Raw genomic sequence first — 11739 nt, forward strand, 5'->3', positions numbered from 1 at the left:
GTTGCAGCAATAACAACGCTTACGCAACAAGAATAAAAATATGTGTATAACTTACAAAAAATTGGCAAAATTTCGGTGCTTTGTATTACTGTGGGAGTGTGACACAACTCAGTAGATTCAAGTTGGCAGCACTGGCATCTGCAGCCATGCCCGAAGTACAGTTTGCAGGAACGCGCCAAAGTGAGCAAGTTAATGCCACTGATACCGCGGCTGGAATTTCTCACGCCGTTGTGCAAGATATTTCCGGTAAGCTTTATGACGTTTTTATCAGTGCAGATAGTAAAGGTCGCAAGCGTTTGCATGACCGGGCTCGTGCAGCATGGACTCTTGAGCACAGTAAAGATTTGGCAGCTTTGGGATTCGCTTACGACACTATGCTCACGTTTATGCCAGGAAAACGCGAAGATGCCAATAATAACACTGGAAATGTTGCAAATAATGTAACCGCTGGAAATTCTACAGTTGCTGGCACCCAGCAATATGCGCAAAAGCAATCTACTCAACAGCAATCTACACGAATGTCAAGCATTATTGCCAACGACAACGATGAAGACACTGTGCTTATTTGTGAACATCTTGAAGGTAGCGCTCGCGACTTGCGTCTTCTTACTACCGACGATTGCGCAAATGTTGGAACTGCAATCGGCGCTATTCATCGCTTGCGCCCTACTTTCGTGACGCGCGGAAAATACCCTGCTTTTACTACTGGTCAAATTCGAGCACAGTTAACCGGTTGGATTAAAAGACTTCGTCAAGCCGGCCATATTCCAACCGAAATTACTGACAGTTGGTCGAGAGTGTTGGAAACTGAAGGATTGTGGTCATTTGAAACTTGCCCAGTACACGGCGGTTTTATGGATGGCGACATCTTGTTTACCGGCTCAACGATTACTGCTGTAACAAATTGGCAAAGAATGCAAATTAACGATCCTGCGCGCGATTTGGCTTGGATTTTTGCAAAACTTAACGAACAGCGCCGAAACGCAGTGCTTTCTGCATACGGTAGAATTATGGGTTCTCGTTTAGATAGTTTGATTATGCTCCGCGCAAACTTGTGGCTGCAAATGGAACAAGTTGGCGATTTTGTTCAAGCTTTGCAACGTGCAGATAACACCAGTATTATGCGTTTTAAGGCTCAAGTTGAACGTTTAGCGCACGAGCTTAGTCGTATTAGTAATGCACAAACTGCTAAAACTGGTCGTGCTACAGGAAATCCTGCCTCGACTATTACAGTTGGAACGCTTCTTGAAAATGACAATACGCAAAGTCGCCAAATTTCTAAGAATAATTCTACTGAAAACCAACTAAACACTGGAAATAGCGACGAAACTAATGAGCGAGACATTACTTCAGAAGGAAATACTGAATTAAATAACGCTCAAGACGAGACTTACGATAGCAACAAAACTATAAGCGACGATACTCATGAGCGCAAAGTTCAATATGCTGGCACACACGCAGCTAACGCTGAGGAGGCTGAAAAAGCAGCACAACTCGCTGATGACACAGCAACTCAAGTAATTACTCATGTAAAAACTCAAACAGTACACGAAACCGCAGAAACTATTGTGCAAACTGCAATGAGTAAATCTGCTGATAGCTATGCTAGTGATGAGCCTGAAAGCGTCAATAACGCTGGTAGCGCTGAGGAAGCTAAGGACACCAAGAACAACAATGATTCTGAGATTAAGGATAAAGTTATAGCTGAGCGTGACAGTAAGGTCGATAGTGCAAACGAGACTTCTTCTGACTCAAATACTTCTTCTGACTCAAAACTTTCTGAAGATGAAGAAAAAAATATGCAAGACTATGACGATAAACCAGAAACCGTAATCATTCCTCTTCTGGAACGTGAAGAACGAGCGATGCGCGACGCACAAGCAGACTTAGACTAAGATAAATAAAATACTAAATACTAATTAAAACGATAAATAGCGTAAAAAATAAAGCAAAAGGAGCATGTATGCGAGTTGTTTTAGGAGTAAAAAACGTTTCTGATTCCATCGATTTTGAAACCAACCAAAGCGCAGAAGAAGTACGCAAAGTGATTGATGATTCCAAAGATATGCTTGAGTTTACGGACGTAAATGGGCGCACTATTATGGTCTCAGCTTCGTCGCTGTCTTACGCACTCATCGGCGATACGCCAAAGCATTCAGTAGGCTTCGGAGCGCTCAATTAAAATAGCGGAATTTCGCTAAAAACGGCAAAAACTTTACAGCAACATAAATAAATAGTTTTAGAGCTTATAGCCGCGCAAGAGTATTTCCGATACTACTTCGCGACTTGTTGTTTCTTCGCCCAAACGATTTGGCTTACCATAGCCATGCCAATCCGAGCCGCCCGTCACAAGCAAATCGCACTTACTCGCTAAAGAAAGCAGTCTTTCACGCTGTGCTTTAGAATTTCCGCGATGATACACTTCTAAACCGTCAAGACCAGCTTTAACAAACGATATAATTTGATCGTCCGAAAGAAGCACGCGGTTACGCGTAGGATCAGCAGGATGCGCAATAACAACAACTCCCCCAGCATCTTTAACAGCCTCAATAACTTCACGAACATTTGGAGAAGGAGTTGGTATATAGTACGGGCTACACGGAGAAATAGGCCCAGCGAAAGCCTCAGAACGCGTTTTATAAACGCCAGCTTTTACTAAAGCATCAGCGATATGCGGCCGCCCGATTGTAGTTAAGTCACCGAGCTTCGCTTGAGCTAAAACGTCATCCCAAGTAATTGGAAAATCACGTGACATACATTCAACCATATGCTTTGTGCGATCAAAACGACGCTTCCTAGTAAGCTCAAACATGCTCACAATCATGCTATTTTGCGGATTGTACTGGTATGCGAGTATGTGCACAAACACGCCTGAGTCTTGCGCTGTAATCTCCGAACCAAATAATACTGGCACATTCGAAGCCTTAGCAGCCTCTTGAAAATCATGCCATCCTGCAGTTGTGTCGTGGTCAGTAATAGCAACACCTTGCAAACCAACGATTTTAGCTTGCGTAATTAAATCTTCTGGAGTTGCAGTGCCGTCTGAATAAACAGTATGACAGTGCAAATCCCAGCGTTCGCGCGCAAAATTCATCATGCTGGAGTTACTATCGCTAGCATGATTTGATGCGTCACGTTGGTTGTTGCTTATTGCGGTCATATAATCATCGTAAACTGTGCCATGTAACGAGAAATGAATATGCACACATAATTATTTGCTATTATTTATTATTATTCACATCATTCGCAATTAGTAACTTTTAGGAGCAGCAATGGAGCAAACTAACGCCGCTAAAGAAGACTATGAAACAACACTTAGCGGATGGAGGCACTCTGCAGTATGGACGTATGGCATTATGCTATTTTTCTCTGCGGTAGCACTCGTAACTTCGCTTATACTTTCTGCTGAAACCCTTGCTTTAGCGCGCGAACCTAATAAGCTGCTCAGCTGCGACTTCAACAGCGTAGTATCCTGCTCTAGAGTTGCGCAAACTTGGCAGGCAGAAATTGTGAAATTTGGCGAATTAAGCTTCCCAAACGCATTCTTTGGAATTGCTGCAGAAAGCGTATTCGTAACGCTCGCAGTTATTGGAATGATTCGCGTACGCGTGCCGCGATGGTTTGCAATTTGCACTTGGCTTGGTGGATTATGCGCACTTGTTTATGCTTACTGGCTGTTTTCGCAATCTATGTTCGTAATTCACGCGTTGTGCCCGTGGTGCATTGTGCTTATGTTCTCCACAACAATGCAATTTATATCGTTGACTCACGCAAGCGTAAGTTCGCAAAAATTGCTTGTTAAGCGTTTTAGCTTGGTTGAAAGCTACTACCGTTTGCGATACGACTTGCTCATAGACGTGCTTTGGATTGCGGCATTGCTTACTTTGATTTTGTGCCAATATTCTAAAGTATTTTTTGGCTGAATAAGAGCGATTTTTAGCGCAAAGTCTTAACGCAAGATTTTAACGCAAGTCTTTCAGCACAAGCTCTTCGCAAGTTGCTGCATGCGCAAGCTTGTATCCGAATTAGTAAGAGTTATGCTGCCTTCTTGAGAATCGCTTGCAAGCTCATTATTAAGTTCCAATATTTTGCGCAAATGATTAATAGTTCCTTCGTTGCCGTCAACAATATTCGTGCGCGCAGGCAAAAACTCGCGGAAATAATCCCTATAAAACACAAAATGAGTACAACCCAGCACAACCGAATCAATACTGTCTAAATCATACTCGTCGAAATACTTGTGAAGAGCAGCAAAAACTACATCACGATCATTAAGCTCCCCACGCTCAACAATACGCACTAAATCAGGACAAGGCTGCGAAAAAATCGTGTTATTTTGCGAAAAACGTTGCAGCAAATCCGCAAACTTGCGCTCGCGAAGAGTAAGCGGAGTTGCAGCTACGATTACGCGCTGAGACTCACCTTTGCCTAAATCGCAAGCTAATTTAAGCGCCGGCTCCATACCTATGATAGGTATATTGTAATGCGCGCGCAAATCGTTCACAGCTGCGGAAGTGGCGGTATTACAAGCAATTACGACAGCTTTTACATTTAGACGAACAAAATGCTCGACAATTGCAAAGCTTAACTTTTTAACTTCTTCAGGAGTTTTAATGCCGTATGGCGCGTTAGCAGAGTCGCCGAAATAAACAATTCGCTCATGCGGAAGAGCAGCATGCAACTGACGAGCTACGGAAATTCCCCCAAGCCCCGAATCAAAAACGCCAATTGCTGCCGACAATGCCATAAACTACCTCCTAAAAACGCTTACTATCGTAATGGCGAGCCTCAACATATATAGCGCAGCAATAACAGAAACGTGCCGACGTATTGAATCATACAACGGCACGTTTTGTTTAGTTAATTAGCTGTTAGTTGTGTTTTACGCACGCTTAAGAGTTACGCTAAGCTCAGTTGCGCTAGAATCAGCCTCAACAACCTCAAAGCTCGTAGCCAAAGTCTCCTCCGCAATCAAATCGCGGAACTGCTCAACTTTAGCAACGTCCGAAGCTGGCACGCTCAAAGTCAAAGCGATTCGGTCGCTAATATCCAAACCGTTCTCCTTGCGAGCATCCTGAACAGCGCGAATAGCATCGCGAGCATAACCTTCAGCAAGCAAATCGCTAGTCAAAGCAGTGTCGAGCATAACGAAACCGCCAGTTGGCATTGCAGCAGAAGCCGTATTTTGAGCCGCTTGAGCATCCGAAGATTCAACGCGATTCACAAGCTCATACTCGCCCTCAACAAGCGCAACTTCGCCGTTTGGAGTCTGAACAACAGGAGCGCCAGAGCCGTCAACATGCCAATCGCCACTCTTAGAAGACTTAATAGCAAACTGCACTTGCTTACCCAAACGAGGGCCAGCTGCGCGCGCGTTCACCTTAAGCTCGTGAACAATCTTCAAACCGTGTTCGCTTGCATCTTGCAACGTGCAGAATGTAACATTCTTCACGTTAAGCTCACGCTCAAGAACCTGCTCGTAAGGCTCTACAGCAGCAGTATTTTCTGCAACAACAGTCAAGTTTGCTAACGGCTGGCGCACACGCAACTGTTCCGCTTTACGCAACGAAAGCGCAGAAGACACAACCTCGCGAACCTTATCCATAGCAGCAACCAAAGCATCGTCGTGCGCAAGAACAGCGCCAAGCTCAGTGACTTCGCCAGCCTTAGGATTTGGCTCACCATCCGAAAGAATCTCAGGCTCAACCAAATAAGGCCAATCAGCCAAATGCACGGATTCGCCACCGGTAAGACCGCGCCACACAGCCTCAGCTTCCATAGGAGCAAGAGGAGCAATCGTACGCATGAACACTTCCAACACAGTGTAAAGCGTGTTGAAAGCAGTCTCGTCTTCATTCCAGAAGCGGTCACGGCTGCCACGAATATACCAATTCGTAAGCACGTCAATAAAATCGCCAACTGCAGCACAAGCATCGCTAATCGCAAACTCGTTCAAGCACTTTTCTACGCGCTCAACAAGCAAACGCGTGCGAGCAAGCAAGTAGCGATCCATATTGCAAAGTCCTGCAACCTCGTCCGCGCGAAGACGACGAGCATCGTAACCCTTACCACCGTTTGCAGCGTTCGCATATAGCGTGAAGAAGTAATACGAGCTCCAAACTGGAAGCATAACTTGACGAACCGTATCCCTAATGCCGTCTGCAGTCACAATCAAATTGCCACCGCGCAAAATTGGCGAAGACATGAGGAACCAGCGCATTGCGTCCGAACCGTATTCGTTGAAAACGCCGTTCACATCCGGGTAATTGCGCAAATGCTTACTCATCTTCTGGCCATCGGAACCAAGCACAATGCCGTGGCAAATCACGTTCTTATAAGCCGGGCGGTCGAATAGAGCCGTAGCCATAATGTGAAGCGTGTAGAACCAGCCGCGAGTCTGACCAATGTATTCAACGATGTAATCGCATGGGAAGTGATCTTCGAAGAATTCTTTATTTTCAAAAGGATAATGGAACTGCGCGAAAGGCATGGAACCGGACTCAAACCAGCAGTCGAGAACGTCCGTAATACGGTGCATTTGCGACTTTCCAGTAGGATCATCCGGATTTGGACGAGTAAGACGATCGATATACGGGCGGTGCATATTTACATTGCCGTCGTCGTCGCGCGGATAGTCGCCAAAATCAGCCTTAAGCTCTTCCAAAGAGCCGTACACGTCTACACGAGGATACTTTGGATCGTCACTCACCCACACTGGAATTGGCGAACCCCAGAAGCGGTTACGGCTAATCGACCAATCGCGAGCGTTAGAAAGCCACTTACCAAACTGGCCATCCTTAACGTTTCCAGGAATCCAATTAATCTCCTGATTAAGCTCAAGCAAGCGTTTCTTAATCTTCGTAACAGACACAAACCAGCTAGAAACAGGCTTATAAATAAGCGGAGTTGCGCAACGCCAGCAGTGAGGATAGCTGTGCACGTAGCTTTTTTCTTGGAATAGCAACGCGCGCTGATCTTCCGGCATTTGAGCAAGCGGACCGTCTCCTGCACGCAAGTTGCGCAAAATTGGCAAGTTCGCGTCGAAAACGTACAAGCCTTCGTAATCTGGGCAGTCGCTTGTAAACTTGCAGCCTGCGTCGAGCACGTCAACGCTGCGAATTTCGTGCGCGTTAAGCGTGTTCATATCGTCCTCGCCGTAAGGAGCCTGGTGAACGAGACCAGTACCTTCAGCGGTGTCAACATAATCTGCAGTGAAAATCGTAAAAGCGTTAGGACCAGGAGTGCCACCCTCTGCGAGTGCAGATTCGCTTGCAAAGTATGGGAATACTGGGTAGTAACGCCAACCTGCCATCTCAGCGCCCTTAAGTTCTCGCACAACCTCATAGTTTTCGCCAAGTTCCTTAGTGTAGGAGCCGAGCAAAGGCTTACCGATGTAGAACTTTTTACCTGCGAACTTGCCTTCAGTTGGGCGAACTTCCACGTAGTCGATGTCTGCGCCGACTACGATTGCGAAGTTGGTTGGCACGGTCCAAGGAGTAGTGGTCCAGAAGACTGCGTAAGCGTCGGCTTCGTCACGAAGCTTAACGGCAACGGAAACGGTGGTGTCCTGACGATTCTGGTAAACGTCTGCATCCATGCGAAGCTCGTGCGCGCTAAGTGGAGTCTGATCCTTCGGGCAGTATGGAAGCACGCGGTAGCCCTTGTAAGCCAAACCCTTATCGTAAAGCTGCTTAAATGCCCACATTACGGATTCCATGTATGGAATGTTCAGCGTCTTGTAGCCGCGCTCGAAATCAACCCAGCGAGCCTGACGATGTACGTAGTTTTGCCACTCGTTCGTGTACTTTAAAACGCTGGCACGGCAAGCATCGTTAAACTTCGCGATGCCCATTTTTTCGATTTGCTCAACCGACTCGATGCCGAGTTCCTTCTGCGCTTCCAACTCTGCAGGAAGACCGTGAGTATCCCAACCAAAAACGCGGTTTACTTTGCGACCGCGCATAGTCTGATAGCGCGGAACGACGTCTTTTGCGTAGCCTGTGAGCAGGTGGCCGTAATGAGGAAGACCGTTTGCGAATGGAGGGCCGTCGAAGAATACGAACTCGTTTTGGCTACCCTTGCCGGACGGGCGGTATTCGATTGACTTGCGGAAAGTGTTGTTTGCATCCCAGTATTGAAGAACGGATTCTTCAAGCTTTGGGAAGGAAGGATTTGGTGCAACTTGCGCGCCGGCGTTTTCTTGCGTTGATGCAGAAACACTTACCTTTGGGTATACGTGATTTGCAGACGTATTTTCGGAAGTATTTTCGGACGCGTTTGCTGCTGGATTAGTGGATTCGCTCACTGTGCTCTCCTCGCTCAACAGGGTGAATATTTCCCTGCGAGGACGACAGTTACTGCCGCGGTACCACCTCGCTTGCTATAAGATGATTATGTAACGCAAGTTACGTAGGTTACGTAAGTTACGTAACGCGAATATGCGACACAAGTACGTAACGCAAATACGCAACGCAAGTACATAACGCAATCGAACTATTCTTATAGCCTCTCATGTTTGGCTGTACGGGCCAACCCCGTCGGTTCTAATAAGCGAGAATCTTACGAACACTCGCCGTTCTTCCGAAAACTCCCCGCCGATAACGGATCATCGCTTAAGTTAGAAATAATCTAACACTATCCCCTAACATTAGCAACTTTCAAAATCTCATTGATGCCCATTATGGAATAAATTATTATGAGATCCTATGCGTACAAACCTAATAACAGGCATATTATGTCGATAATTATAAATGAGAATTACATCAAATTTTCCTTCTTGCAAATGTAATTCCCAATATCCGCTGTACACTCCACGAGGATGGTTCAATTGGTGAGGATTGTAAGATTCAGGAACTTCTTCAAATTCATAAATACTGTCGATTAAGTCCTCTAATTCGCGTTTAATTGACGGATTCTCTCGAAGTAAATTCCGTAAATCTGCTTGAAATTGAGTATCAAAAATAATTTTCATGACATATTATCCAAAAATGCTTTAGCTTCCTTAGCATTGCTAAAGACAATACCGTCTTCAGAAATTTTGCCATTCATAATTTGATTAGCGTGATTCATAGCCTTAAGCGTTGCTTCGTTGGGAACAGGCGTAACGAGTGACGGACTAATAGGTAGAGCTTGTTCACGTACTGCCTGCTTAAGAAACATGTTTAACGCAGTAGACATATCAAGACCTAAAGCATCAAATAAGATTTCTGCATCTTGCTTAGTTTTCTCATCTGTTCTGAAATTAATTCTTGCTACCGTGGAAACAACCATAAAACACCTTCATTGTCATAATTACATACAATATATGTCTATTATACACACGCATGACAATTGCAGTAAACAAGTAATAAAAGTGCCCCGGATCAGAATCGAACTGACGACACCCACTTTAGGAGAGTGGTGCTCTATCCACTGAGCTACCGAGGCAACAAATGGCAATTATACACTATGGCATGATTCGCGCACAATTATGCGAGCAACAATTTAGGCTAGGCGACTGATCGGAACGGCAGAAACTTTACAGGCGCGTAAAGAAAAAGTCGTTTGCGCGCGAAAAAACGGCAGAAACTGTGCAGCGACGTAAAGTTTCGGTCGGATTAAAGCGATAAAACGGCAAAAACTTTACAGCCGCGTAAAGAAAAAGTCGGCTACGCGATCAAGATTCAAGATTAGACTGCGTGCCAGCAGTTGCAGCCGTCGCCGACTGTTCAGCTTGTGCCGCGTCCAACTTAGCGCGAACAGTGGCAAGCAAACCCTGCGCGCGCTTTGCCAACGCCTCGCCAATCTCCCACTGACGCATGGACTGGTCAAGCGTCAAACCGCCAGCTTCCAACGCTTGAACCGCCTGAACCAGCTTTTCGCGAGCTTCTTCGTACGGCATCGCCCCAATCGCAGCGCGCTCTTCTTTCGTAAGAGTGCTTGCAAATTCTGCACTTTCGTTACTTTCTGCCGCTACTTCTTCCGCTTTTTTCGTTACTTTCTCGCTCATATCTAACCTTTCGTTGTATCTAAATAAATATCTAAAATATCTAAAAAATTACTTACTTGACTTTACGGCAGACGACTTTGTTTTAGACTTCTGCATACCAGCTGACTTTCCGGCAGCTACTTTTGTTCCAGCTACCTTAGTACCAGTCACCTTGCCAAGTACCACGCCACTTTTAAGCGTAACTGTCATATCGTCGCCAACTTTCGCTAAATCCGCGTCATCAAGCACTCGCCCACCGCTGAGCTGCACAACAGCGTACCCGCGATTTAAAGTCGATTGCGGACTTAACGCAGTCAAGCTCGCGTGAGCCTTCTCAACAGTCAAGCTCGCATCGTCAAGAAATCGCACCAAACCGTGACGCATTCGCTCAACAGCCTGCTGCACAAACAACTCGTGCGGCTCAAGCATAGTGCTCGGGCGCGTAAGACTCGGGCGATTCGCATAACCTTCAACGAGGCGAATCTCATTGTCAACGCGCGCAGAAATTCGCATACGCATAGTTTGCAACGCGTTATCAATAAGCTGCCACTGCTCGCGAACGTCCGGAACAACGCGCTTTGCAGCATCCGTAGGAGTCGAAGCGCGCATATCTGCAGCCAAATCAATCAGCGTCCAATCGTCCTCGTGACCGATTGCAGACACAATCGGCGTCACGCACGCAGCAGTAGCGCGAACCACGCCCTCGTCCGAAAAACCAATCAAATCCTCAAAGCTACCGCCGCCGCGAGCAACGATAATAACGTCAATATCTGGATCGGCATCGAGCTGCTTAATTGCGGCAATAATATCCGCCGGGCATTGCACGCCCTGCACATGCGCGTGAACAACTTTGAAGCGCGTAACAGGCCAGCGCAAATTCACGTTCGTAATAACATCGCCCTCCGCGCGAGCCTGAGGCGCACACACGAGACCGATGCACTTAGGAAATTCCGGCAGCGGCATCTTATTTTCAGCATCAAACAGGCCTTCGCCCTTAAGCTTTTTTCGCAACTCGTCAATTTGCGCTTTTAAGTCGCCGGCACCGACACGCCTGATTTCGTCCGCAACAAAGCTTAAACGCGTGGCTTTTACCCAAATATCCGCCTTGCCGTGAACGACTACGCGGTCGCCTTGACGAAGTTCGCGCGCCTGCTGCACGAAATTGCTGAAGCCCATTACGGAAATCGACACTTCTTCGTTGCTGTCGCGAAGAGTGATGTAGCCGGAAGATGCGCGGCGCATGTTAATTTCGACGATTTGACCCTCAATCCACGCTGCTGGCCACCGTTCTACTGCACTGTGGAACTTTTGGCTTAAGATTGCAACAGGCCACGGGTTTTCGGCAGTCGTGTCGGCGGCTTTCAGAGGAAGCTGGCGCGGCTGAGCTTGCTGCGGAGTAAGCGGTTGCGGCTGCTGCTCTACTGTTAGCTGCGACTGTGCTAAATTTAGCAGCGGTTGTTGCGACGGCTGCGGCTGTTCAAGATGGGCATCATCCTGGAATAATTGCGGCATCATATTTGACGAGGTCATGTTTCCAGCTTGACTGCAAAGAAGGACAAACGCGCGCTGCTGCATATGCGTGACGGAGGGATTAGATACGAAAAAACCCAAGCGGTGAAGCTTGGGTTTTGCTTGTGCCCCCTCAGGGATTCGAACCCTGGACACGCTGATTAAGAGTCAGCTGCTCTAACCAACTGAGCTAAAGGGGCGTTGGTTATCTTGGCTCGTTTCGCGAACCGAGTAACTACTATACTCAGAATGAGAGCGTACGC

General features: G+C 46.7%; 10 protein-coding genes and 2 tRNA genes. 3 read left to right on the forward strand and 9 right to left on the reverse strand.

Annotated elements, in window-relative coordinates; genetic code table 11:
* The first annotated feature begins 146 nt into the window (after positions 1-146).
* The gene (locus HXT58_RS04015) at positions 147-1895 is read left to right on the forward strand and encodes a phosphotransferase (protein WP_415706225.1); all 1749 of its coding nucleotides are present in this window, start codon (positions 147-149) and stop codon (positions 1893-1895) included.
* 68 nt (positions 1896-1963) lie between these two features.
* Positions 1964-2182, forward strand: a complete 219-nt coding sequence (locus HXT58_RS04020) for a DUF3107 domain-containing protein (RefSeq protein WP_004573894.1) — start codon at positions 1964-1966, stop codon at positions 2180-2182.
* 57 nt (positions 2183-2239) lie between these two features.
* On the opposite strand, the gene HXT58_RS04025 is transcribed toward HXT58_RS04020, so the two are convergent.
* Complete coding sequence (locus HXT58_RS04025; protein ID WP_415706223.1) at positions 2240-3097, reverse strand: PHP domain-containing protein; 858 nt, start codon at positions 3095-3097, stop codon at positions 2240-2242.
* A 175-nt stretch (positions 3098-3272) separates the two neighbouring features.
* On the opposite strand from HXT58_RS04025, the gene HXT58_RS04030 reads away from it, so the two are divergent.
* Entirely contained in the window at positions 3273-3923 is a 651-nt protein-coding gene (locus HXT58_RS04030; protein WP_116971405.1) for a vitamin K epoxide reductase family protein, read from the forward strand.
* 53 nt (positions 3924-3976) lie between these two features.
* On the opposite strand, the gene murI is transcribed toward HXT58_RS04030, so the two are convergent.
* The 8 genes from murI to HXT58_RS04070 form a co-directional block, all read right to left on the reverse strand.
* Entirely contained in the window at positions 3977-4747 is a 771-nt protein-coding gene (murI, locus tag HXT58_RS04035) for a glutamate racemase (protein ID WP_410294642.1), read from the reverse strand.
* A gap of 135 nt (positions 4748-4882) precedes the next feature.
* Complete coding sequence (ileS, locus tag HXT58_RS04040) at positions 4883-8305, reverse strand: mupirocin-resistant isoleucine--tRNA ligase (protein ID WP_415706186.1); 3423 nt, start codon at positions 8303-8305, stop codon at positions 4883-4885.
* 360 nt (positions 8306-8665) lie between these two features.
* Positions 8666-8971, reverse strand: a complete 306-nt coding sequence (locus tag HXT58_RS04045) for a type II toxin-antitoxin system YafQ family toxin (RefSeq protein WP_410294640.1) — start codon at positions 8969-8971, stop codon at positions 8666-8668.
* Positions 8968-9270, reverse strand: coding sequence for a type II toxin-antitoxin system RelB/DinJ family antitoxin (locus HXT58_RS04050; RefSeq protein ID WP_410294639.1), 303 nt, complete (start codon positions 9268-9270; stop codon positions 8968-8970). Before HXT58_RS04050 ends, HXT58_RS04045 begins: the two co-directional genes overlap by 4 nt.
* 83 nt (positions 9271-9353) lie before the next feature.
* Positions 9354-9426: transfer RNA gene (locus HXT58_RS04055), tRNA-Arg, on the reverse strand.
* Positions 9427-9655: 229 nt separating this feature from the next.
* Entirely contained in the window at positions 9656-9988 is a 333-nt protein-coding gene (locus tag HXT58_RS04060; protein ID WP_112928541.1) for an exodeoxyribonuclease VII small subunit, read from the reverse strand.
* A 48-nt stretch (positions 9989-10036) separates the two neighbouring features.
* Positions 10037-11482 (reverse strand): exodeoxyribonuclease VII large subunit, encoded by a 1446-nt coding sequence (xseA, locus tag HXT58_RS04065; RefSeq protein WP_415706221.1) that lies wholly within the window; start codon positions 11480-11482, stop codon positions 10037-10039.
* Between the two features lie 120 nt (positions 11483-11602).
* Positions 11603-11676 (reverse strand) — tRNA-Lys (locus tag HXT58_RS04070).
* Between the last annotated feature and the right edge of the window lie 63 nt (positions 11677-11739).

The organism is Gardnerella sp. KA01000 (genome assembly GCF_049244035.1).
Taxonomy (GTDB): domain Bacteria; phylum Actinomycetota; class Actinomycetes; order Actinomycetales; family Bifidobacteriaceae; genus Bifidobacterium; species Bifidobacterium leopoldii.

What these genes read in the sequence shown, in the direction of transcription:
- HXT58_RS04030 (WP_116971405.1), top strand. Translation starts at nt 3,273, where the DNA reads ATGGAGCAAACTAACGCCGCTAAAGAAGACTATGAAACAACACTTAGC.
- HXT58_RS04025 (WP_415706223.1), bottom strand. Translation starts at nt 3,097, where the DNA reads ATGATGAATTTTGCGCGCGAACGCTGGGATTTGCACTGTCATACTGTT.
- HXT58_RS04020 (WP_004573894.1), top strand. Translation starts at nt 1,964, where the DNA reads ATGCGAGTTGTTTTAGGAGTAAAAAACGTTTCTGATTCCATCGATTTT.
- HXT58_RS04045 (WP_410294640.1), bottom strand. Translation starts at nt 8,971, where the DNA reads ATGAAAATTATTTTTGATACTCAATTTCAAGCAGATTTACGGAATTTA.
- HXT58_RS04015 (WP_415706225.1), top strand. Translation starts at nt 147, where the DNA reads ATGCCCGAAGTACAGTTTGCAGGAACGCGCCAAAGTGAGCAAGTTAAT.
- HXT58_RS04050 (WP_410294639.1), bottom strand. Translation starts at nt 9,270, where the DNA reads ATGGTTGTTTCCACGGTAGCAAGAATTAATTTCAGAACAGATGAGAAA.
- HXT58_RS04060 (WP_112928541.1), bottom strand. Translation starts at nt 9,988, where the DNA reads ATGAGCGAGAAAGTAACGAAAAAAGCGGAAGAAGTAGCGGCAGAAAGT.
- xseA (WP_415706221.1), bottom strand. Translation starts at nt 11,482, where the DNA reads ATGATGCCGCAATTATTCCAGGATGATGCCCATCTTGAACAGCCGCAG.
- murI (WP_410294642.1), bottom strand. Translation starts at nt 4,747, where the DNA reads ATGGCATTGTCGGCAGCAATTGGCGTTTTTGATTCGGGGCTTGGGGGA.